This window comes from Marinomonas sp. PE14-40, from assembly GCF_051623805.1.
Taxonomy (GTDB): Bacteria; Pseudomonadota; Gammaproteobacteria; order Pseudomonadales; family Marinomonadaceae; genus Marinomonas.
On record NZ_CP130700.1, the window covers coordinates 4,521,511 to 4,545,841 of the forward strand.

The 24,331-nt window shown below is 41.4% G+C and carries 18 protein-coding genes; 14 read left to right on the top strand and 4 right to left on the bottom strand.

All coding sequences use genetic code 11. From position 1 onward, the window contains the following. The first annotated feature begins 144 nt into the window (after positions 1-144). From recC to Q0A08_RS20930, 6 genes are all read left to right on the top strand, one after another. Positions 145-3,519 carry an exodeoxyribonuclease V subunit gamma gene (recC, locus tag Q0A08_RS20905; protein WP_438463430.1) on the top strand — a complete coding sequence of 1,125 codons (3,375 nt, stop codon included), beginning with the start codon at positions 145-147 and terminating at the stop codon, positions 3,517-3,519. Further along, complete coding sequence (gene recB / locus Q0A08_RS20910) at positions 3,509-7,246, top strand: exodeoxyribonuclease V subunit beta (RefSeq protein ID WP_438463431.1); 3,738 nt, start codon at positions 3,509-3,511, stop codon at positions 7,244-7,246. The genes recC and recB overlap by 11 nt, the downstream gene beginning before the upstream one ends. After that, on the top strand, positions 7,233-9,284 hold the full coding sequence (gene recD, locus Q0A08_RS20915) for an exodeoxyribonuclease V subunit alpha (protein WP_438463432.1): 2,052 nt from the start codon (positions 7,233-7,235) through the stop codon (positions 9,282-9,284). Before recB ends, recD begins: the two co-directional genes overlap by 14 nt. Before the next feature lie 163 nt (positions 9,285-9,447). Then, entirely contained in the window at positions 9,448-10,458 is a 1,011-nt protein-coding gene (gene trpS / locus Q0A08_RS20920) for a tryptophan--tRNA ligase (protein ID WP_438463433.1), read from the top strand. A 15-nt stretch (positions 10,459-10,473) separates the two neighbouring features. After that, the gene (locus tag Q0A08_RS20925) at positions 10,474-11,328 is read left to right on the top strand and encodes a Tim44 domain-containing protein (protein ID WP_438463434.1); all 855 of its coding nucleotides are present in this window, start codon (positions 10,474-10,476) and stop codon (positions 11,326-11,328) included. A gap of 99 nt (positions 11,329-11,427) precedes the next feature. Continuing rightward, entirely contained in the window at positions 11,428-11,934 is a 507-nt protein-coding gene (locus Q0A08_RS20930; protein ID WP_438463435.1) for a chemotaxis protein CheW, read from the top strand. A gap of 94 nt (positions 11,935-12,028) precedes the next feature. Here Q0A08_RS20930 and Q0A08_RS20935 read toward each other — a convergent pair whose 3' ends face one another. Continuing rightward, on the bottom strand, positions 12,029-13,327 hold the full coding sequence (locus Q0A08_RS20935) for an inosine/guanosine kinase (protein WP_438463436.1): 1,299 nt from the start codon (positions 13,325-13,327) through the stop codon (positions 12,029-12,031). Positions 13,328-13,413: 86 nt separating this feature from the next. Between Q0A08_RS20935 and Q0A08_RS20940 the strand changes: the two genes are divergently transcribed. Both Q0A08_RS20940 and trxB read left to right on the top strand, forming a co-directional pair. Next, positions 13,414-14,154, top strand: coding sequence for a HesA/MoeB/ThiF family protein (locus tag Q0A08_RS20940; RefSeq protein WP_438463437.1), 741 nt, complete (start codon positions 13,414-13,416; stop codon positions 14,152-14,154). A gap of 244 nt (positions 14,155-14,398) precedes the next feature. Beyond that, positions 14,399-15,349 carry a thioredoxin-disulfide reductase gene (gene trxB, locus Q0A08_RS20945; RefSeq protein WP_438463438.1) on the top strand — a complete coding sequence of 317 codons (951 nt, stop codon included), beginning with the start codon at positions 14,399-14,401 and terminating at the stop codon, positions 15,347-15,349. A gap of 66 nt (positions 15,350-15,415) precedes the next feature. Here trxB and ppa read toward each other — a convergent pair whose 3' ends face one another. After that, entirely contained in the window at positions 15,416-15,946 is a 531-nt protein-coding gene (gene ppa / locus Q0A08_RS20950) for an inorganic diphosphatase (protein WP_438463440.1), read from the bottom strand. A gap of 180 nt (positions 15,947-16,126) precedes the next feature. Here ppa and ihfB point away from each other — a divergent pair, with 180 nt between their 5' ends. The 5 genes from ihfB to Q0A08_RS20975 all read left to right on the top strand — a co-directional run bounded on the left by ihfB (position 16,127) and on the right by Q0A08_RS20975 (position 19,296). Then, positions 16,127-16,462, top strand: coding sequence for an integration host factor subunit beta (gene ihfB / locus Q0A08_RS20955; protein WP_269447917.1), 336 nt, complete (start codon positions 16,127-16,129; stop codon positions 16,460-16,462). 72 nt (positions 16,463-16,534) lie between these two features. Next, entirely contained in the window at positions 16,535-16,858 is a 324-nt protein-coding gene (locus Q0A08_RS20960; protein WP_438463441.1) for a lipopolysaccharide assembly protein LapA domain-containing protein, read from the top strand. Positions 16,859-16,875: 17 nt separating this feature from the next. Continuing rightward, the gene (gene lapB, locus Q0A08_RS20965) at positions 16,876-18,036 is read left to right on the top strand and encodes a lipopolysaccharide assembly protein LapB (RefSeq protein ID WP_438467678.1); all 1,161 of its coding nucleotides are present in this window, start codon (positions 16,876-16,878) and stop codon (positions 18,034-18,036) included. A 42-nt stretch (positions 18,037-18,078) separates the two neighbouring features. Continuing rightward, complete coding sequence (pyrF, locus tag Q0A08_RS20970) at positions 18,079-18,795, top strand: orotidine-5'-phosphate decarboxylase (RefSeq protein ID WP_438463442.1); 717 nt, start codon at positions 18,079-18,081, stop codon at positions 18,793-18,795. 144 nt (positions 18,796-18,939) lie between these two features. Beyond that, positions 18,940-19,296, top strand: coding sequence for a ComEA family DNA-binding protein (locus Q0A08_RS20975; protein WP_438463443.1), 357 nt, complete (start codon positions 18,940-18,942; stop codon positions 19,294-19,296). A 120-nt stretch (positions 19,297-19,416) separates the two neighbouring features. On the opposite strand, the gene Q0A08_RS20980 is transcribed toward Q0A08_RS20975, so the two are convergent. Together Q0A08_RS20980 and Q0A08_RS20985 are read right to left on the bottom strand one after the other, a co-directional pair. Then, entirely contained in the window at positions 19,417-21,126 is a 1,710-nt protein-coding gene (locus Q0A08_RS20980) for a SulP family inorganic anion transporter (protein ID WP_438463444.1), read from the bottom strand. A gap of 14 nt (positions 21,127-21,140) precedes the next feature. Then, the gene (locus Q0A08_RS20985; RefSeq protein WP_438463445.1) at positions 21,141-22,013 is read right to left on the bottom strand and encodes an MBL fold metallo-hydrolase; all 873 of its coding nucleotides are present in this window, start codon (positions 22,011-22,013) and stop codon (positions 21,141-21,143) included. Between the two features lie 191 nt (positions 22,014-22,204). Here Q0A08_RS20985 and uvrB point away from each other — a divergent pair, with 191 nt between their 5' ends. Beyond that, positions 22,205-24,235, top strand: coding sequence for an excinuclease ABC subunit UvrB (gene uvrB / locus Q0A08_RS20990; RefSeq protein WP_438463446.1), 2,031 nt, complete (start codon positions 22,205-22,207; stop codon positions 24,233-24,235). Positions 24,236-24,331 lie beyond the last annotated feature (96 nt).

Sequence of the window (24,331 nt, forward strand, 5' to 3'; positions counted from 1 at the left end):
TTTTATGCTTTTTCTAGAGGGGTTCTCTTACACTTATCCGCATGCTCAAGTATTTATTTATGAGCCTTCTTTTTTGCAAGCTGGTATGCTTTAACTATTTGCTTTTAATCCAATTTTCGCTTTGAACTAGGTCTGGGTTTATATATGTTTCATCTTTATACGGGTAATCGCTTAGAAGATTTGTCGAGCATTTTAGCGCGTATTTTATCCTTATCTTTACCAGAAAGCCCTTTCGCTAAAGAGCACATACTGGTGCAGAGTCCGGGCATGGCTCAATGGCTCAAAATGCAACTGGCGCAAGAACAGGGAGTTGCGGCAGGTTATGAATTTCCTCTACCTTCTACGTTTGTTTGGCGCTGCTTTCAACAAGCTCTACAAGATATACCTGGACAAAGCGAATTTAATAAACCTTTTTTAGTTTGGCGTTTAATGCGCCTGCTAGACAACAGATTAGAAGAGGCAGAGTTTCAGCAACTTGCTTGGTACTTAGCTGAAGACGACAGCCAGCTAAGGCGCTTTCAATTATGCTCTAGTATTGCTGATATCTATGACCAATACTTAGTTTATCGACCTGATTGGATCGCCGCGTGGGAGGAAGGTAATCAAGCCAAAGACCTACCTAAAAGTAAGGATCAAGATCAAGCTTGGCAATCTATCTTATGGCGTGATCTTGTTGCTGATGTCGCTTCCTATGACCAATCTTTGTATCACAGAGCCAATTTACTTGAAGCATTAGAAGAGGTTGTTCGCTCTAAGCCTAAACCCCCTGCCATTCCGCAACGAGTCTATATTTTCGGTGTATCGGCATTGCCGCCTAATACCTTGCAGTCCCTTCGTTTATTAGCAGAAAGTAATTGGATAGATATGCATCTATTTTTGCAGAATCCTTGCCAGTACTACTGGGGGGATATTGTTGATAAAAACTATCTGGGCAGAGTACTAAATAAACAAGCGAATAAACCCGGTCTAAATCAAGATACTTTACACCTGGATGCCAACCCGTTATTAGCTTCTTGGGGGCGCCTTGGTCGAGACTATATTGGTGAGTTGCAAGCTTTCGCGAATCAGCAACTAGAGGTGTTTGAAAGCTATTGTGATGATGACTCCCAAGCCTCCTTATTGAACCGAATACAACAAGATGTGTTAGAACTGAATAACCATGGAGCGTTAGAAGAGAGAAGTTTAGCCAGTTCAGATTCTCACTATAAATACCCAATTGCGAATGATGATAATAGCGTTGCGGTTCAAGTGTGTCATAGCTCATTGCGAGAAGTCGAAGTGTTGCACGATAGTCTGCTGGCCTTGTTTGAAAAGGACCCTCACCTTACGCCTAAAGATGTCATCGTGATGTTGCCAGATGTGAACCAGTACAGTCCTTTTGTGCAGGCCGTATTTGGCCAAGCGCCACAACAGCAATCTATTCCATACTCTTTGATAGACCAAGCAGCGGGTATGGAAAACCCAGTGGTTGATGCCTATGTCACCTTACTTAGCTTGGCTGATAGCCGTTTTACCCTATCTGAACTAGTGAGTGTATTAGAAGTACCTGCTGTATTGGCGCGTTTTGGGATACAAGTACATCAAGTGGAACGAATTCGCCAATGGTGTAGTGAGGTTGGTATTCGCTGGGGGTTGGATGAATCAACCGCGACAGATTTAGACTTACCTAGCCAAGCGCATAATACTTGGCAAAATGGATTAGATCGCATGCTGTTGGGCTACGCCATGGGTAATGACAATATTTGGCAATCCCTATTAAGCTATGGCGAAGTTGAAGGCTTAGAGGCGGAATTAGCAGGCCAATTAGCGGCATTTTTGGACGCTATTCGTGAAACTCAGCAGGCTCTCTTGCTGGAAAAGAAACCCAATGAATGGGTAAGCTTTTTATATCAAGTAAGTGAACGCTTTTTTACCCTTGATGAAGATGATGCCTTTCCACCTATGTTGAGTAAGCATATGGAGGCAATCTGTGATGAGTGGCAGCATGCTCAATTTGATCAAACTATAGATGTAAATGTGTTAAAGCAGTTATTGATTCCAAGGTTACAAGAAGCGCAGGGCAGTCAACGTTTCTTAGCGGGCAAAGTGAATTTCTGTACCTTGATGCCTATGCGTTCTGTGCCATTCAAAGTGGTTTGCTTATTAGGGCTTAACGAAGGTGCTTACCCAAGGTCTATGGTGCCAATGGGCTTTGATTTAATGGTGGGTGATTATCGTAGTGGTGATCGTAGCCGTCGAGAAGATGATAAATACTTATTTTTAGAAGCGCTAATGTCTGCGCGTGAACATCTCTATATTAGTTATGTTGGCCGTAGTGTGAAGGACAATAGTGAGCTGAACCCTTCTATTTTGGTCAGTGAGTTAGTTGATTATATCGCTCAAAGTTGTGTCTTAGAAAAAGACATGCAAGCGCCAGTAGAAGAAGGCCAAGCTGCGCTGCTTGAAAAACTTGTACAGCAGCACAAGTTACAGCCTTTCCATCAAGGCTATTATTCAAATAAAGAAACCTTCAGTGGCCAGCTTAAAAGTTATGATGCTTCCTGGTTAGATGCAGTGAATGTGACCAAGCAGAAAACTGAGCAGCAGACTTTGCCTTTATTGCTGGCAATAGAAGATCAGCAGCACCAACTTGAACTTAACCAATTGATGCGTTTTTACCTCAATCCAGCACGCTATTTTATGCAACATAGGCTCAAGGCTTACCTTAAATTGCAGGAAATTGAAGAAAATGAAGACGAGCCATTTAATCTAGATGCTTTAACTCGTTACCAACTCAAAGAAGAGTTACTGTTAGCGATTCAAGAGGACACGTTAGAGAGCTTTATTGCCAAATTGAAGTTGTCTGGTAAATACCCTTATGGCGCATTTGGCGATATGGAAGTTAATGACTTGGTTAAGCAAAGCCGCATTATGGCGCTCAACATTAATGAGTATGCCCACCAGAAATTAGACGCTATTAATATTGATTTACAACTTGAGCAAGGCCGAGTGCAATCATGGTTGGAACTAACCAATCGACAGCTGTATTTGGTTTATCACTTAGGTCAACTTAGCCCAGGTAAGAAAATACAAGCGTGGCTATCTCATTTGGCGTTATGTGCTCAAGGTGAGGAGATTGAAACCCATATCTTAAGCTTTAAGAATGCAAAATCTAATCAGGTCATCACCCATGTGTTTGAAGCCTTATCTGTTGAATCTGCTACTGACTATTTAAGCCAGTACCTCACCTATTTTAGGTTAGGAGATCGTCAGCCTTTAGTAATACCTGCTAGAACCTCTGATGCTTGGTGTGCCGCCTATTTGAATGATAAAAACCAAGATAACGAAGAGGAAGCCGCTTGGCAGATGGCGCTTAAAACTTATAACGATGACTTTAATGATTTTTCCGATGGTAAAGATCCTTATTGGCAGCGTTTCTTTGCGGACTTAGCTCTTTATCAAAATGATTTTGTCGAATATGTGAAGGCGACTTGGTTACCCATGAATGAATTATTAAAGGTGAAAACAGATGAGCAATAAAGCAGTGTTACAAGATGCTCTGCCTTTAGATGCTTTGCATTTTCCCTTGTATGGTAAGCGATTAATTGAAGCCAGCGCAGGCACAGGTAAGACCTATACCATAGCTAATCTCTATTTAAGAATGCTGCTGCCGGTTTCTTCTGATGCGGATTTTGAAAAGCCTTTAACGGTTGATCAAATTCTTGTCGTAACTTTTACCGAAGCGGCAACCGCAGAACTTAAAGCTAGGATTAGGAACCGTATTCGAGATGCCCGTAAAGCGCTTTTATTGGGAGAGTCTAACGATGTATTTTTAGCGCAACTATTAGACTCAATGACAGCTGAAAATATCGCCTCTGGGGTTGAACGTCTGCTTTATGCTGAAAAGCAAATGGATGAGGCGGCAATCTTTACTATCCATGGTTTTTGCCAAAGGATGCTAAGCCAGAATGCGTTTGAAAGCCGTATGCTGTTCCAACAAGAAATTGAAACAGATGAGCAAGCGCCTTTAGCCATGGCGATTAAAGACGTATGGCGGGCCAATATTTATCCAATGAAAGCGGATATTGCAGCCTTAGTAAAGCCTATTTGGCCAAGTCCAGAAGCGCTACAAAAAGAGCTTAGTTTACTGCAAAATCAGCCGGATGCGGTTATTCAGGATGAAGGGAAAGATCTAGATCAAGCGCAAGACTTTGATCTTGATAGCTTGATGTCTAACGCGCTGGAAACCATGCATAAGGTTAAGGCTATGTGGCTTGAACAGGCCGCGAATATTTTAGATGCCCTGACGAATAGCGGCATTAAAGGAACTTTTTGGGGGAAACGCCAAGCTGGTATCCCAGATGTAATTCTCGAATGGGCTCAATCAGACCAAAGTGGTTTACCTAAAGAGCTCGCGAAATTCAGTGGGAAAGAGCATGTTAATCAGTTAAAGAAAAATGGTGCCCAGCCAAGCCATGCCTTTTTTGAATTAGTGACAAGCCTTTTTGAGTCCTATCCAAGTGTCGATAAAATTAAACCTCCTTTGATGGCTTACTTATGGCAACAAACTCAAACGCGATTGTTTAATTGGAAACAGCAAACTCAAAAGCTGACGTTTACCGACTTACTTACCAATCTCGATGACGCGCTTAGTCTCCCAGGCCAAGAAGAAGGGGCTGAAAATGCATTGGCACTTAGAATACGCCAGCTCTATCCCTTAGCCATGATAGATGAGTTCCAAGACACGGACCCTGTGCAATATCGGATTTTTAGTCAGATCTATCAACCCGCAAGCCAAGATGAAAATAGCCTAGGTCTTATTATGATAGGTGACCCAAAACAGGCTATTTATGCCTTTCGAGGGGCTGATATCTATACTTATTTGGCCGCTAAGCAAGAAGTTGATGCGATTTATTCTTTAGCAACAAACTATCGATCTTCTGCCGCTATGATCCAGTCGGTAAATGCTTTGTTTGCTGCTCAGACTAATCCTTTTATGGTGGATGGGATTCCCTTTGTTGAGGTGCAAGACAGACAAACTCCTGGTGAATTTTATCGTCATAATCAGCTTGAAAAAGCGGTACAGTTTTTATTACCTGAAGATGCCTATAGCGATGATGGGATAGTAACAAGTGCCCAATATCAGATTCAAATGGCAGATCTAACCGCCGAGCATATTTGTAGAACCCTTATTCAAGCTCAGCAAGGTGAGGCTTTAATTTCAGGTCAAGCGGTTCGCTCTGGTGATATTGCTGTTTTGGTATCAGGTTATCGTCAAGCTCAGTTAATGAAGGCGGCCTTAAGTGAACGTGGAGTCGCCAGTGTTTATCTAAGTGATAGAGGTTCGGTATTTGCCAGTACTGAAGCAAGGGAATTGCTGTTAGTGCTTAATGCCATTTTAAGCCAAGGTAAAGAGTCTGCAATACGGTCTGCTTTGGCAACGAACCTATTAGGTTGGCAAGTGGATGAGCTGGATCAGCTTAACCAAGATGATGTCTTGTATGAAACTTGGGTAGACAGGTTTAAAAACTACTTTGAAATCTGGCATAAAGATGGGGTGCTGCCCATGATTAGAGCCATGATACAAACCTTAGAGCTTGCCCCGAAACTATTAACAGGAATGCAAGGGGAACGCCGGTTAACTGACCTCTTACACCTTGGTGAAAAATTACAGCAAAAAGCAAAAGAGTTAGAGTCAAAAGAAGGTCTTATTCGCTATCTTACGTTAGCGATTCAAGCACCAAATGGTGATAGTGATGAACAGAAAATACGCTTAGAAAGTGATGATGAGTTAGTCCGTATTATCACCATACATAAGAGCAAGGGCCTTGAGTATCCGATAGTGTATCTGCCTTTTGCTTTTACACCTTTTAGAAATAATGGCAAATACGCCTTATACCATGATGATGAACATCAACTAAATTATGCCCCGGTGCCAGACGAAAATCAGTTAGAGCAACATGAAACAGAGCTTTATGCAGGTGAAATTCGACTTGCCTATGTGGCGCTGACTCGTGCTCGTGAAGCGTGTTATATCGGCTGCGCGCAAGTCGGTAAAGCGGCGACTAAATCGAAAGAGGCTGAGTTATCACTGCATCTAAGTGGTATAGGGTCTTTAATTTGTCATGGCAAACCTATCGAACTTGGTGAACTTGAAACTAAACTTCAAGCGCTAACAAGTGAGAGCGACAAGATGGGCCAATCACTTTTAGTATCAGAGAAGAGTCTATTGCTTAACCTAAGCCAAGGCAGCAAAGAAGAGTCCGTTGCGGCACAAACCTTCTCAGGAAATATTGAGAGAGACTGGTGGGTCGGGAGCTACTCTTCTTTGGTTGTAGAGCAGTCTGCTTTAGCTAAAGAGCAAGAGGCTGAGCACAGTGAGCCAGGTTTAGATGAATTCACTAAAGTAGAGACACTAGAGCAAAACCAAGCTCAGCTTGTTGATGAAATAGCCCAACAGGATGTATTAGTCAGTGATGAAAAGACCTGTTTTACTTTTCCAAAAGGGGCTAAGCCCGGCACCTTTTTACATGATTTGCTAGAAGGTAATGCACTTATTAGCAGTTTGGAAGAGGTAAGTTTTGCCGACCTTCTAAAGACTCAGTATCAAGGTAAAATGATTGAATACTTCGTTAAGCAGGGTTATGAAGACTGGCAAGGCGTCCTGTTTTCTTGGCTGGAGGATATTTTAGCGACATCTTTATACCCCAATGTGAGCTTAAAACAATTAAGTCCGCAACAGTGTCTAAAGGAAATGGAGTTCTTCTTACCTGTAGCTGGTTTTAATGCCAGAACGCTGGATCAAATTGCTAGACAATATGATCCAGTTTCCCTACATGCCCCAGCCATTCAAGAAAGGTCTTTAAAGGGAATGCTAAAGGGCTTTATTGATCTCTTGTTTGAACATGAGGGCAAGTATTATGTTCTCGACTATAAATCAAACCACATAGGTATGGCGTACGAGGATTATCAAGCGGAGCATATGGCTCACGCTATAGCAGAGCACAGGTATGACTTGCAGTATCAGCTCTATACGCTTGCTCTACACAGGCTCTTGGCTCAGCGCCTGCCAGATTACGATTATGATAAGCACATCGGTGGTGTTTGTTATTTATTTTTACGTGGTATGAAAGCTAAAGATGATAAAGGTGAAGTAGGTAGCAATACGGGGGTATTTACCACTCGATTAAGCCGTGAGCATGTTTATGCGCTTGATAATATGTTGAATGAAACCAATGAGGAGGTTCCCCAAATTGAACTCTTCTAAGCAAAATACCTCAGTAGCCACACAAATGAGTCTCACTTTAGAAAGCGATAGAAGCTTGGTGCTAGAGAGTGATCGTCTCGTATTAGATAGCACGAATCACTCGAAAGGCAGCTTCTTTCAGCAAATCTCCCATTGGCCTGAGCTAGGTTTGATAAGAAGACTAGATCTTCATACTAGTTTAAGGTTGGCTAGCCATTGCCAAGAAAAAAGAGCGAGTGTGCTATTAGCAAGTTTGGTCGCCAGCTTTTATTTAGGCCAAGGACATAGCTGTTTACCTTTAGATAAGTTGTATTCTTGCCCTTTTCAAGCGATTACGTCTAAACAGTGGGCTGCTTGTTTATTGGCTTTGGGGATAAATTCTTATCAGGAGTTATTGGCAGACTTGATGGACTCGCCTTTAGTTGAGGTGAAAGAATCATCTCATGGTCAGCAGGGTACACTGGTAACTAAACCCTATGTACTACAAGATAATCGCCTTTATTTAGCGCGTTATTATGGGTTTGAGTCTCAAGTCGTTAATTATATCCGCCAAGCTCAAAGCCAAGCCAATTACGAGTTCGAGGCTAGCTGGCTAGCTCAATTATTCCCTGATGATCTACCTCAACAAGAAAGCATCGATTGGCAGAAAATTGCAGTTGCCAATGCGGGGTTACAAAGCTTTGCTGTGATTAGCGGTGGTCCCGGAACGGGTAAAACAACCACAGTCACCAAGCTTTTACTTTTGTTAGCCTTGCAGGCTCATTCAAAAGAACAAGGATTAACCATAGAGCTTGCTGCACCAACAGGTAAAGCGGCGGCACGCTTGACTCAATCTATTATTCAAGCCAAAACTAAGTTAAGGGAAAGTACCGAGTTCTCAGAGGAGGTTTTCGGTCTAATACCTGAGCAAGCCTCTACCTTGCACCGTTTATTAGGCAGCGAATACGGACGCTCTGGTTTTAGACATAACCATAAGAACCCTTTACATCTTGATATCTTGCTGGTGGATGAAGCTTCTATGGTCGACCTCCCTATGATGGCTAAGTTATTAGATGCTCTGCCTGCGAAAGCAAGATTGATTCTATTAGGTGATAAAGACCAGCTTGCCTCAGTTGAAGCGGGGAGTGTATTGGCCGACCTAACTCATGGTATTGAGCCTGTAAGCTTAGCGCCTGAGTGGGCCAAGGTGTTAGAGCCGCTAAGTGAAACAGATCTAAGTAGTGTGGTTTCGTTAGATACACGCATAGATTTTCCTATTCGTCAGAACTTGTCTCTTTTAGCGAAAAGCTATCGCTTTCACCAAGACAGTGGTATAGGGCATTTAGCTGGCGCGGTGAATAAGGGTGATGTTAACAGCAGTTTTTCTATTTTAGGTGGTGCAGGCTCAAGCTATCCAGATCTTTCTTGGCACAAATTAGATCAAGAGGAGCAAACGTTAGATATCGCGACTTTGGCTAGAGGTTATGACGCTTATTGGCGAGCGGTTAAACAAGCTCTACAAGGAGAAATAAGCGTAGGAGCCCTGTTTGAGGAGTTTGCTAATTATCAAATTTTATCGGCTGTACGAACAGGAGAATATGGGGTAGAGCAGTTGAATCAAAGCTTGCAAGACTTTTTCTATCAAAGGGGGCGTATGATCAATCCGCTTGCTTGGTATCCTGGAAAAGCCATCATCATCACTCGTAATGATGCAAGTTTAGGTTTGTTTAACGGCGATATTGGTATTTGCTTACCTGATGCGGATGATAAGGAACGCATGCGGGTATGGTTTGAATTACCTGATGGTAGCTTGAAAGCCTATTTACCAAGCCGTTTGAGTGAGAATGAAGCGGTATTTGTGATGACAGTACATAAATCTCAAGGGTCAGAATTTAAGCGTGTTGAGTTAGTCTTGCCGCCCTACGAGAGCCCCGTTATTACCAAAGAGCTTATTTATACGGGTATCACTCGGGCTAAGTCTTTCTTTAGCTTGTGGGCAACGCCAGATTCCATGCGAGCAGGTATTTCGACACAAGTTGCACGTTATTCCGGATTAGTTGATAAACTTTGGTGTCATTAAAGTGTCATAAGCAACTGTTATCAAAAAGGTGATGATCTAAGGCTTGATTCTAAGATTAAAATCCCAATATTCAGTATTTAAGGCTTACCCTAAATTGAGTAATTTTTGATTAGAAGGTTTTGTGTTAGGGTAGGCGCACATTTGTCGTGACTGAGTAGGAATAATGGCTAAAGAGATTGTTTTAACAGGAATTACCACTAGTGGTACACCGCATTTAGGTAACTATGTCGGTGCAGTTCGTCCCGCAATTGAAGCAAGTTTAGATGAAAATAATGAATCATATTTTTTTCTAGCTGACTATCATGCTTTGATAAAATGTCAGGATCCAGAGCGAGTAAAAAGCTCTCGTAAAGAAATTGCGGCGACCTGGCTAGCGTGTGGACTTGATCCTGAAAAGGTGTGTTTTTACCGTCAATCAGATATTTCAGAAATAGCCGAATTAAATTGGTTACTTACATGTGTAACCGCAAAAGGGTTGATGAACCGTGCCCATGCTTATAAAGGTGCGGTTGATGTGAATGTGAATGCTGAGCAAGATGCAGACCTTGGTATTACCATGGGCTTATTTTGCTATCCTGTACTTATGTCGGCTGACATATTGGCGTTTAACGCGAATAAGGTGCCAGTAGGTAGAGATCAAATTCAACATATAGAAATGGCTCGTGATATTGCAGGTCGTTTGAATCACCTTTACGGGCAGCAATTGGTATTGCCAGAAGCTGTGGTAGATGACTCAGAAACGGCACTTTTGAAAGGTCTTGATGGCCGTAAAATGAGTAAGAGTTATAATAATACTATCCCGCTGTTTGAAAGTGAGAAAAAGCTGAAGAAAGCAATCAACAAGATTAAGACAAACTTGTTGGAGCCTGGTGAAGCGAAAGACCCTAATGATTCTACTGTGTTTGATATCTACCGAGCGTTTGCAACGGTAGAGCAAACAGCTGAAATGCATCAGAAGTTCTTAGATGGCATTGCTTGGGGTGAAGCGAAGAAAGAATTATTTAATCTAGTGAATGAAGAGCTAGGTGAAGCGCGTGAGAAGTATAATGCTCTTATGGATGCGCCGAATGATGTGGAAGAAATACTACAAGCTGGTGCGGCTAAAGCCCGTAGCCGTGCTCAATCAATTGTTACCCCATTGAGAGAATCAATGGGGTTAGTGAAGTTTAGTTAAGTCGGAGTATAGAGAATGAAAACGAGTGTTTATGCTGTCCTTATGGCATTTGTACTAGCTATCGGTTTCGGTGGTTTTAGTGCAGAAGTTGAGGCCAAGAAATTTGGTGGTGGTAAGAGTTTTGGTAAGAGTTATTCTGTACCTAAGTCTACGTCGGCTAATAAAGCGGCAACAACGACTAGCTCTGCAACTAAAAAGAAAAGCGGCCTATTTGGCGGCGGTTTGATGGGCGGCCTTATGGGTGGTCTGTTAGCTGGTGGTATTTTTGCCGCGTTAATGGGGAGTGGTGCTTTTGATGGATTCGCATTTGGCGACATCCTATTATTTGCGCTAGTAGGTTTCTTAATCTACAAGTTCTTCATCGCGCCTAAGCGTCAACAAGCTGCAGCAGCTGCTGCTAATAACGCCCAGTTCCGTCAAATGCCTGGTGCTGACTCTTTCCAACAAGCACCAACAGCGTCTGCGAACCCGTTTAAGGCTCAAGACCCTGCAATGCAGTTGCCACCTGATTTTAATGAAGCGGCTTTTGTTGCTGAAGCAAAAAATCATTACTCTGCTTTGCAAAAAGCATGGGATGAAAATGATTTCGCAGAAATCTCTGATTATGTGACACCTGAGCTACTTGCTATGTTACAAGCTGAACGCGCTAACTATGGTGCGGATAAACCAAAGACAGAAATTATCTCTTTGGATGTTGAGCTAGTACGTGGTGAATACCAAGGCTCTATCTCGTCTATTACCTTGAAGTTCTCTGGATGGATCAAAGAAGGTGAAGACACAAGTGATAGTACTGAGTACTGGCACTTAGAGAAAAACATGTCACAACAATCAAGCAATTGGACCATTGTTGGTATTCAACAAGATAACTAATTGTTACTTAAAAGTTGAGCTGTGCCATTACAAGTTTGCTGGATTTCAGTATATTGTTAATGGCATAAGTTAATAAAATGATTTAAAACGGAAGTCACTATGTCTGAAATTGCCACATTAAATGACTCTAAAAAAGGCGTTTCTGAAAGCGCCAAAGGTGAGTTACTTCAATACCTTACTTTTAAGCTAATTGATGAAACCTACGGCATTAATGTAATGCAAATTCGTGAGGTTCTAAGATATAGCGAAATTGCACCTGTTCCAGGCGCACCTTCATATGTAATGGGAATCGTAAATCTACGTGGTAACGTTGTTACTGTTGTTGATTCTCGTGTTCGCTTTGGTTTACCTGATGCGACTATTTCTGATGACACTCGTATCATTATCGTCGAGCATGATAATGAACAAGTTGGTTTGTTGGTAGATGCAGTACAAGAAGTATTCTATCTATACCAAGGTGAAATCGAACAGAGTCCTAGTGTTGGTAATGACGAAGCGATTATGTTTATTCAGGGTGTTTATCAAAAAGATGATGAGTTAGTTATCTTACTTGAGCTTGATAAATTCTTTGAAAGCAATGACACTTTAGGCATTGAAGCGCTTTAATAAAGCCCTTTCTGAGTACATAAAAAAACCATGCCTTGGCATGGTTTTTTATGTCTAATATTTTATTTAAGCGCTTGGCTTAAATAAATGAGTGCTAACTTTCCCAGTAACTTTCTTCCAAGCTATCTTCTCTTTCAGGTAGGCCTCGTGATAGTCGTGGTGCGTTTTGCGCCAGAATTTCATAGCTCACTCTGTTGGAATATTTACAGATTTGAGCAAAGGAGGAATAACATAAGAAGTCTGCTCTATGTTTGCTGGAGTTTGGCACAGCAGAACGGTGGAAGTAGTTAGCAGAGATATCATGTAATAATGCTGAAAGCGCACCATCACCCGCACCATTGGTATTTTTGATATTTTCAGGGCCACCCATGTAAGGGTCTATGTGTGAAAATACTTTAATAGGCGCATGGCAGTCACGACGCTTCATCGGACGACTAAACTCGTATAGGTTAAAGTCTTCCAAGCTATCTGATTTGATTGGGTTACTTGTTTCTCGAGCTAACTCGGCACTCGTATGGCCGCATAAATAAAGCCCATGAGGCCCTGCCGTAATCAATACCATATCAACAAAATCAAGAATGTAATCCGCTGCTTGTAACGGATCATCATAGCCAGTTAAGGCCTCTGCTTCTAATTCATTCATCGCTAAGACATCGACTGAATTCTCGATTAACGATATGAGAAGGTCGCGGTTATCAGCAACTAGGTGTTGTGTACCTAAGGTTAATACAACAGGTACATTATGTTTGTTGGCAGATTCAATCGCTGTCAGCATCGCTTTGTGAATCGGTTTATCTTGATGGCGCACAGGATAAGCGCATGCCACAAAGGCTGCTGCATGAGAGATGATTTCATCAGGGATGTGCTGCTCGTTTAGCTCATCCATATCGCCTGGTGCTATAGCGAAAGTACGTTCACCATCTTCGGTGATTAGCGTAATTCCACGACCGATATCTCCTTTTACTCCCTGTAGGTGGTTCATATCAACCTTGCTACTAGTATGGCAAATATAGTGATAAGCAGGTGAACCTAGCTGAATATTGGCTGACATTACACCTAATAAGACGGACTTATCATCTGCAAGTACAGAATAGTTATGCAAGGTGTTACCTATGGTGCCACCGGCAAAGTGATCAGAGATGGAACCTTGAGCAACAAGTTCTGTATAAATCTCAGTTGCAGTATCGTGATCAACAAGATTAGAAAGACCTTTTGTGATTTTATGCCTTGTTAAAAAATCATCATTTACATTCGCTATGACGTCGACAATGGTTTCATCAAGACCAACCACATAGGTGTCTTTATTAGGTTGTACTTCAGAAGTAGGTAAAGCAGGTTTAGGTTGTGAAACGGGAAAATAATGCTTTAACTTGCGACGACCAGGGAATTTCATGTTCAATATCCAACATAGGGAAAAAAACATTTTATCAAAAAATTGAGTCAAGCTAATATGGCTTATTCTAAAAAAATGGCAAATTAATGAACGAATTACAGTTAGAAAGATATAGTCGTCAAATATTACTCCCCAATTTTGATATCGAAGGCCAGCAAAAGCTGATGAATGCGAGAGTCATGGTGATAGGCTTAGGCGGGCTTGGCAATATCGCATCTTGTTATTTAGCCGCAGCAGGTGTTGGGCATTTAACCTTGATTGATGATGACGTGGTTGAGCTAAGTAACTTGGCAAGACAAGTTCTGTATAAGCAAGATGATGTTGGTGTTGCAAAAGCGCAGGCTGCCAAGACACAAATTGCTCAAATGAACGAAGACGTTAAAGTTGAGGCTTTACTTGAGCGTCTTGATGAAACGTCATTGGCTCAGAAAGTGGCTGACTACGATCTTGTACTGGATTGCACTGATAATTTTAAAATTCGTCAAACAGTTAATAAATTATGCCATCAACACAAGGTAAATCTTGTTTCTGGGGCTGCTATTCGTTGGGAAGGGCAAGTGCAATCTTTTCTCTTTGCCGAACATAGTAAGATTTGTTACCAGTGCCTCTACCCTAATCTTAATGACACTAATTTGAACTGCTCTCAGTCCGGTATTATTAGCCCAGTTGTTGGCTCTATTGGGGTGCTCCAGTCATTAGATGCCATAAAAATCTTATCTGGTTGTGGTCGAGTTCAGCACGCCAAGCTAAGAGTGTTTGATGGGTTTGAGGGAATTTGGCGTGATATTAATTTAACCCAAGATCCCGAATGCGTTATCTGTGCTTAAATTCAGACTTTATAAAAAATATTTATGAAAAAGGCATATGCCAGGGTTGAATTACGATAGAAGAACTCTATCTCTCTAATAGTTAAAATTCGCTAATAATACTTGGTGAATTTGGTTAGACTAACGATCCGATTTAATAGGCTCAAACTCATAACCTCAGTGTCATACAAGAATTGATACGCAAAGCAATTATGACTTTAACCTAAACATATACGACAAGATTTAGCTTTCAAGGAGCGCATCAATGAGTGACGTTAAGCACGCAAAATTAATGATTCTAGGTTCTGGCCCTGCGGGTTACACCGCTGCTGTATACGCTGCGCGTGCAAACCTAAACCCTGTGATGATCACTGGCATGCAAATGGGTGGACAGCTAACCACTACGACAGATGTTGATAACTGGCCGGGGGATGATCAAGGTGTGCAAGGTCCTGAATTGATGGAACGTATGCGTAAGCATGCTGAGCGTTTTGAAACTGAAATTATCTTTGATCAGATTGGTAAAGTTGATCTGCAAAATCGCCCGTTTCGCCTAGAAGGTGATGATGGTGTTTATACTTGTGATGCGCTAATTATCTGTACTGGTGCAAGCGCTCAATACCTAGGTCTTGAAAGTGAGACTGCATTTATGGGGCGTGGTGTTTCTGCCTGTGCTACCTGTGATGGTTTCTTCTATCGTGGTCAAGATGTTGCGGTAATTGGTGGTGGTAACACGGCAGTAGAAGAAGCACTATACCTATCTAACATTGCGAAATCTGTGACAGTTATTCACCGTCGTGACAAGTTCCGTAGTGAAAAGATTTTGGCTGACAAGATTATGGAAAAAGCGGCAAACGGTAACATCAAAATTGAGTGGAACTCTCAATTAGATGAAGTACTGGGTGATGACGCTGGTGTCACTGGCATGCGTATCCTAAACAACGAAACAGGCGAGAAGAAAGAAATTGATCTTGCTGGTGTCTTTGTTGCTATTGGTCATAAACCAAATACAGATATTTTTGCTGGCCAGTTAGAAATGAAAGATGGTTACTTGAAAGTAGAGTCAGGTTCCCACGGTAATGCGACTCAGACAAGCATTGAAGGTGTTTTCGCTGCTGGTGATGTAAGCGATCACATTTATCGTCAAGCCATCACATCAGCTGGTACTGGCTGCATGGCGGCATTGGATGCTGAGCGTTTCCTAGATAACGACTAGTATTTTAAGTATAAAAAAACCAGCTTAATGCTGGTTTTTTTATATCTGAAATTTAATTCTAGATGATTATTGAGCGTTATAGGTTTCAATGCCTTCTATAATCGCTTTTTTAGCTTCCTCGACATTTGCCCAACCTTCGACCTTAACCCACTTATTTTTCTCTAGCGTTTTGTAGTTTTCGAAGAAATGCTCTATCTGATTACGTAGCAATTCCGGTACATCATCAATATCTTTAATGTCAGTATAAATGCTGGTTAATTTATCATGGGGAACCGCTAGTAGTTTTGCATCTGTGCCGGCTTCATCAGTCATGTTTAATACGCCAACTGGGCGACAGCGAATAACCGATCCAGGCAAGATTGGATGAGGCGTGATAACTAACACATCTACAGCATCTCCATCGTCAGCTAGGGTGTTATTGATGTAACCATAGTTAGCTGGGTAAAACATAGGCGCAGCCATAAATCGGTCAACGAGTAGGGCGTCCATGTCCTTGTCAATTTCGTATTTTACAGGCGAACTTTGAGCCGAAATTTCAATTGTTACATAGATATCATTCGGAGCATCTTTGCCCGCAGGGATCTGTGAATAGCTCATACTTCTTCTTCCATATGGTCAATATATGAGCAATATTATAAAAGCTCGTATTGTCTGATGCTAGTAAGACTTTGGTGGAGTTTGGGAATAAACCCTAATTTTATTGTGAAATTCTCAAGAAAAATGTGAAGAAATCCACTTAACTTATTGCTTTCTTTCTAAATTTAGCTAGTCTTAGTGATAGATCAAAATCTAGTCGCGAGGACAGAAATGACTAAATCAGAGCTTATAGAGCTGCTTATTGATCAGCAATCTCATTTGCCTGTTCAAGATGTAGAGCAAGCTATTAAGGCTATGCTAGAGCATATGTCAGAAGTATTAGCAGATGGTGAACGTATCGAAATTCGTGGTTTTGGTAGTTTCTCTTTGCACTATAGAGCACCGAGAGTTGGCAGAAATCCTAAAACCGGTGAGTCTGTTGAACTTGTGGCGAAATATGTACCGCATTTCAAGCCAGGTAAAGAATTAAGAGAATTGGTTAATTCGCCAGCGATTGAGACTGACGAGCTGAATTAATTCTATTTTTTAACTCGAAATCTATTCAAGATCACGGCATAATGACGCCAATATCCATCTTGTAGGTGTTGTATGCTTAAGTGGTTTTCGCGTGTAATTTTTGCCCTTGTCCTTATCTTTTTCTTATTGGTAGGGATATTCTTTGCTGTCCGTAACCCACAACCAGTGAGTTTAGATCTGGTTTTTTGGCAGGCACCGGAATTTAGTGTCTCGCTTTACCTTCTTCTAGCCTTTGCACTCGGTGCTTTTGTGGCCATTATTGCTAGCAGTATCGTACTGTTAAGAGCCGAAAATCATGTTCGAGTACTTAGTCGTCGCTGTACTAATGCGCAAAAAGAATTGGACTCTTTGCGCAAGGCGACATTAACCAAAGATTTAGACATCAGTAGGGAGTAATTGGGTTGTCCGAGGTTTTGCTTTTCATTGTTCTATTCGTCGCGCTTTTAGCCGGATGGATAATGGGTCGACGCAAGAACTCGTCTGCTGTTGATAAAAGCAAGTCGGCTGTACCTCCTGATTACTTTCGTGGTTTAAACCATTTATTAAACAATCAACATTCCGAAGCAATTGATGCCTTTGTTGATTCACTTCAAGTTAACTCAGAAACCTTTGATATTCACCTTACCCTTGGAAACCTTTTTCGTAAAAAGGGTGAGATAGAAAAAGCCATCAATGTTCATCAAAATCTACTTGCCCGTCCAGAAATTACACCCCGTGAAATGCGTTTGGTGCAGTTAGAATTAGCCAGTGATTTTATGTCGGCTGGTTTGTTAGATAGAGCAGAAAGACTATTGCTTAACATAGCGGCGAAACAAACAGAGTTTCAACCGACGGTATTAGCTCTTTTAGTTGACCTTTATGAGTTTGAACAGAGTTGGGATCAAGCCATACAAATCGGCCATCAACTTTATCAACTTAATAAAAAACAGACTTTGGCTAAACGCCTTGCTCATTTTCATTGCGAAATCGCGGATGAAAAGCATGCTAAAAATAAATCAAAAGAAGCTTTACAAGATTACCAAAATGCTCTCGATATGGATGAGAAATGTGTGCGTGCCAGCATGGGGGCTGCCAACGTTTTTATCGCACAGAAGCGTTATCGAGATGCCATAAAAGAATTAAAGCAAGTTGCCAATCAGGATAAAGACTTTGTCCCTATTACCGTTGGTTTGCTAAGAGACTGTTATGAGAAAGTCTGGGGTAATAGTGGTTTTACCAAGTTCTTGCAAGAGCAAAACCGTACATCGCCATCTGCTACCGTTATTTTAGCGCTTGCTCAACGTTTATCGAAAGACAATAAAGATTATGCTGAGATCTTTTTGATCGATCAGCTACGTAAGCACCCAACGATTAAGGGCTTTCGTGAGTTGGTACAAATGCAGCTTAATGAAGCGACTGACGAAGCCAAAGAACACTTAGAAGTACTTTATGAGTTGCTAGACCAACTCACAGAAAACAAACATAAATACCTTTGCCGCCAATGTGGCTTTTCTGGTTTTCAATTACATTGGAAATGTCCAAGCTGTAAAAGTTGGGGAACCGTTAAGCCTATTCACGGGTTAGAAGGCGAATAAGTAATACCGTTAATTTCAACATCTCTTGTATGAGGATACTAAATGACCTGCCAATCTCCTATCGTAGTTGCTCTAGATTACCCAACCATGGCGCAATCAATTGAAATGGCTAAACGCCTTGATCCAAGCCAATGTAGAGTGAAAGTAGGGAAAGAACTTTTTACCACAGCGGGTCCTGTCATTTTAGATGAATTACATAAACTGGGTTTTGATATCTTTCTAGATCTTAAGTTTCATGACATCCCAAATACGGTGGCAAATGCTGTAAGCGTTGCAGCTAAAGCGGGTGTTTGGATGGTTAATGTTCACGCTACTGGTGGTCGTCGTATGATGGAAGCCTCAGCGAACGCACTAGAATCTATCGCATCTCAATCAGGCAAAGATAAGACCTTATTGATCGCTGTTACTGTTCTAACCAGTATGGATCAGTCTGACCTTGCTGAAATCGGTATCGATTTAACTCCAGAGCAGCATGTAAGCCGCTTGGCTAAGCTTGCCCAATCATCTGGCATGGATGGTGTTGTTTGTTCGGCGCAAGAATCAAAAATGCTTTCAACAGAGCTAGGTAAAGATTTCGCGTTAGTTACGCCAGGTATCCGTCCTGTGGGGGCAGAGCAAGGTGATCAGAAGCGTATTATGACACCGCAAGAAGCGATGGCAGCGGGTAGCCATTATCTTGTTATGGGCCGTCCTATTACTCAAGCTGCTGATCCAGTGGCAGTGTTAACCAGCGTGAATCAAAGTTTAATCAATAAATAAACAAAATTACTTTTCTCAACTTGAGAATTTAGTAAGAGAGATTATAGTTAACTAGCTGATTGACAAGGGGTTGATCAGCTAAGTAAATCCTTATGATTTATAATAACTAGGCCTTTGTGCCATCAATAGAAAAAGGAGTTTTCTATGATGAATCTCGTGTGCGTCTCGTATACCCGTAAAACCCGTACTTCTCTTAAAGCCATGTCCTTGGCGTTAGCCTTTCTGTTTTGCAGTGTGTTTACTTCAGCCTTTGCTGCAACCCCACTCGATGTAAACACAGCAACCGCTGAGCAACTTGCCGCAGTGATGACAGGCGTAGGCCGCAAGAAAGCTCAGGCAATCATTGAATACCGTAATGAAAAAGGGGCATTTAGTGAAGTTGATGAACTGATTTTTGTGAAAGGAATAGGGCCTTCTTTACTTAAAAAGAACCGTGATTACTTATCAATAGGGCCAGGAGAAGAGTATAAAGAGGAGAAAATAGCGGATTTACCTTTATAAATTTAAAAACCTCTTCTATGTTTATCTACTGATGTAGATAGTCTCCTCGTTAGGGTTTTTACCCCAAGCTCCAGGCAAGGAGCTTGGGGACTTTTTTTACTTTTATCTTCTTCTCAAAGACTAACTCTTGATTGATTTCATCGCTTGGTGTTGAGTTAAGAAGACTTCCCCGGTTAGTTCAGATATTAGGTTCGTATCTCTAAGTTTATCCATGATAGGGCCTTTTATTTCTGAGAAATGCAAAGTAATGTTAGCCGACTCCAATCTTTGCATCATGGTCTCTAAGCTTTCCAATGCACTTATGTCTATCATGTTGACAGCATTACACATAAGCACCAAATGTTGCACATCTGGCCTTTCTGATATGAGCTCCGTGACTTTTTCTTCTAGAGTACGACAGTTGGCGAAAAAGAGGTTCTCATCAATACGAAGCGTTAAAATATTTGGTTCTACTTCTACTTCATAGCGCTCTACATTTCGGTAATGTTCTGTGCCTGTTAGGTTACCTACAATAGCGATATGAGGGTGGCTTGTATGCCAAAGGAAGAGCAAAATAGATAAGCAAACACCAGCTAAAATACCTGTCTCAACGCCAAAAAGTAATACAATACTTAAGGTGCCTAGCATAGCAATACCGTCATGCTTAGAGTAATGCCAAGCATGAATAATGGCTTTAAAATCGATCAAGGCAAATACGGCTAACAAAATAGTCGCGGCCAATACTGCTTTTGGCATGTAAAAGAATAGATCTGTTAAAAAGTAGAGTGTTAACAGCACAAAACTTGCTGAGACTAGGCCTGATAACTGGGTTTTAGCTCCTGCCTCATCATTAATTGCAGAGCGTGAAAAGCTACCTGCAACGGCTAATCCGCCGCTCAAACCAGATACTATATTAGCGCCACCTAAGCCTACTAACTCATTATTTGAATCAATTTTCTGTCGTTTTCGTGTAGCAAAGGCTTGGCTTATCGAAATGGATTCTATAAAGCTCACTAAACCTAGAATGGCAGCAGCAGGTAATAAATCAGAAACAAGGCTAAAGCTAAAGTCAGGTATAGATAAAAGTGGTAATCCACTAGGTACTGTTCCAACTAGCGCAAGATTTTGTGAGGCTAAAGCGAATTTATAGCTAATAAAAGTAAATAGGCTTATAGCTAGAATAGGCCCAGCTTTGCTTAATAATACGGCAGTGTTGGCAGATAGACCGAATACTTCAAGTAGTTTGGATGTATAACGCTTTAATAAAATTAGTAGCGTTAAGGCGCTTAAACCAATAATCAAGCTAATTGGATTAACCTGATCTAGCTGATAATAAGTACCTTCAATAATCTCAAGTAAGGACGCACCTGATACTGATATCCCCAAAAAGTGTTTTATCTGGCTTGCCGCTATGATGATGGCTGAGCCTGTGACAAATCCTGAAATCACGGGGTGGCTTAATAAATTGGCTAAAAAACCCAGTTTTAAAAAGCCTAAAAGCAAAAGAATAACGCCCGATAGCATGGCAAGAATAAGTGCAATTGTATTGTATTCAGGGGTTCCTTGAAGTGCAAATTGGCTACTAAACGAAGCAGACATCATAGCTATTAAGGCCGCAGGTCCAATTGCCATAGTGCGGCTAGAGCCAAAAAAAGCATAAATAAAGAGTGGGAGTATGCTGGCATAAAGGCCCATTTCTGGTGGTAACCCGGCGAGCAATGCATAGGCAAGTGCTTGTGGCACTAGCATGATCGATAAGATGCTGCCTGCGACTAAATCAGCGCCAAAATTCTCACGTTTATAATGTTTTATCTGGTTTATCCCAGGTATCCAATAGGCTAGCTTTGTCATACTCAATTCCTAAACTATTTAGCAGTATGACTAACTGGGATTTTTAAATAACTTGCCCCATTAGATTCTGATGCTGGCAACTTTCCTGCTCGCATATTGATTTGTACCGCGGGCCAGATCAGTTTAGGCATATTCAGAGTCGCATCTTTGGTGCTGCGCATATGAGTAAATTCAGTTTCGTTAATGTTTTGATTAATGTGCAAGTTGGATTGTTTTTGCTCTAACACACTAGATTGCCATGCATAGTGATCTCTATTTTCAGCTTTGTAATCGTGGCAGGTAAAAATAAGGGTTTCATCCGGTAGCGACAGTATCTTTTGAATAGAGTGGTACAGAGTGTTGGCATCGCCACCTGGGAAGTCGCAGCGGGCAGTGCCATAATCGGGCATGAACAAAGTATCGCCAACAAAGCATGCGCCATCCACATAATAACTAACGCAGGCGGGGGTGTGGCCAGGCGTGTGTAATACCTGAATGAGAGAGTCACCTAGAGTAAGCTCATCCCCTTCGTTTAATAACAAATCAAACTGTGAACCATCTGTAGCGCAGCTTTCTTCTAGGTTCAAAAGTTCAGTAAAAATACCTTGTACTTGGGTAATCTCTTGGCCAATAGCGACTTGTCCACCTAACTGCTTTTGTAAATAGGGTGCTGCAGATAAATGGTCCGCATGGACATGTGTTTCAAGAATCCATTTCAGTGTTAACGTATTTTTTTTGATGTGATCAATTAATAAATCAGCAGATTGAGTGCTGGTCTGAGACGATGCGGCATCATAATCCAATACAGAGTCAATTATCGCGCAGGTTTTATTCTGGTTATCCGTCACTATGTAGGAAACCGTATTGGTTGAATGATCAAAAAAAGGTGTAACCTGAGTGGTTTTCATAATATATCTCTAAATGGAATAAAGTTATTTCTAAATAGTATATATGGTTTTTTTAAAAATTCATCTTAACTCGCATAAGTTCTAATAATCCTTGGATATATGATGAAATAATTCTCCTCATTGCGGTCAGCTTAAGCAGTTTTTGTTAAACTGATAGATTCAGTGATTATTAGAATGCTAGGAATAGAGCCGTGTCTAAAGAGTTTGAAGTTGTATCGCAATTCTCTCCTGCGGGAGATCAACCTAAAGCGATAGAAAAGCTTTCCCAAGGGATAGAAGCCGGTCTTGCCCATCAGACTTTATTAGGGGTAACTGGCTCTGGTAAAACCTTTACCATTGCTAATGTGGTCGCTAAAGCGAAACGACCTACTATCATTATGGCGCATAACAAAACACTTGCAGCCCAACTCTATGGTGAATTTAAGGAGTTCTTCCCTAATAACGCGGTTGAATACTTTGTTTCTTACTATGATTACTACCAACCAGAAGCTTATGTCGCTGCCTCAGATACTTTCATTGAGAAAGATGCTTCAGTAAATGAACACATTGAGCAGATGCGACTCTCAGCAACGAAAGCCTTACTTGAACGCGAAGATGTCATTATAGTGGCCACCGTATCTGCAATATATGGATTGGGTGATCCTCAATCGTACTTGAAGATGATGCTGCACTTAGACAGAGGCGATCGTATCGATCAAAGGGATATCTTAAGGCGTCTTGCCGAGCTGCAATATAGCCGTAACGATGTCGTGTTCGAGCGCGGTAATTTTCGAGTACGTGGTGATGTGATAGATGTTTTCCCTGCTGATTCAGAAGACACTGCTGTAAGGATTGAACTCTTTGATGATGAAATTGAAAATCTGGCTTTCTTTGATCCACTGACAAATAAAACCATTCGTAAAGTACCAAGGCTTACTATTTACCCGAAAACCCATTATGTAACACCAAGGGAAACCGTAATGGATGCTATCGAGCGTATTAAAGTAGAGCTTGATGAGCGTTTACAGCAACTAAAGTCTTTAGATAAATTAGTTGAGTTACAGCGCTTAGAGCAAAGAACTCGCTACGATTTAGAAATGATGCAAGAGCTAGGCTACTGCTCAGGTATAGAGAACTATTCACGATACTTATCTGGTCGACCAGAAGGGTCGCCACCACCTACTTTATTCGACTATTTACCAGCAAATGCATTGTTAGTCATTGATGAGTCCCATGTGACCGTACCGCAAATTGGTGCCATGTACAAAGGCGACCGTTCCCGTAAAGAGAACCTTGTGGAATATGGATTCCGTTTACCGTCAGCATTAGATAATCGACCTATGCGTTTTGAGGAGTGGCAACAAATTAAGCCACAGACCATCTTAGTCTCTGCAACACCTGGTAAATACGAAGCAGAACATCAAGATTGGGTTGTCGAACAAATAGTAAGGCCGACGGGCTTGATTGACCCACCAGTAGAAATACGTCCAGTGGCAACTCAGGTTGATGACCTCTTATCAGAGATTAATAAACGTTTACCAAGTGGTGAACGTATTTTAGTTACCACCTTAACCAAACGCATGGCAGAGGATTTAACCAGCTACCTTTATGAGCATGGAATCCGTGTACGTTATCTGCATTCGGATATAGATACCGTTGAACGTGTTGAGATAATTCGTGACTTAAGACTTGGTGAATTTGATGTGTTAGTAGGTATTAACTTACTTCGTGAGGGCCTAGATATACCAGAAGTAAGTTTGGTAGCTATTTTAGATGCTGATAAAGAAGGCTTCTTGCGCTCAGAGCGATCTCTCATACAGACCATAGGCCGTGCTGCTCGTAACATTAACGGACGCGCTATTTTATATGCCGATAAAATTACTGGCTCAATAGAACGTGCCATGGCTGAAACGGATAGACGACGTGAGAAGCAAGTTGCTCATAACGAGAAGCACGGCATTATTCCTAAAGGGGTTTCTAAGTCTGTACAAGATATTATGGAAGGCTCATATAACCCGGGGGCGGGTAAAGGCAAGCAGAGTAAAGCTAAAAAAGTGGCTGAAACCTCAGCTGATTATAAAGTGGAAAGCATGGATGATGTGGCCGATGTTCGTAAAGCTATAGTGAATCTACAAAAAGAAATGGTAGAAGCGTCTGAGAATTTGAAGTTCGAATTAGCAGCAGGTTATCGAGATCAGATACGCTCTTTGCAGAAAAAGTTAAAAGAAGTGGGTGAGCTTTAAACTCCCGTTTATTACCTGATTCGGTATTAAACTCGAATAAATATAAATTTGGACAATACTAAACAAGGAAGTGAAAAATAAGCAGACAGAGAAAGG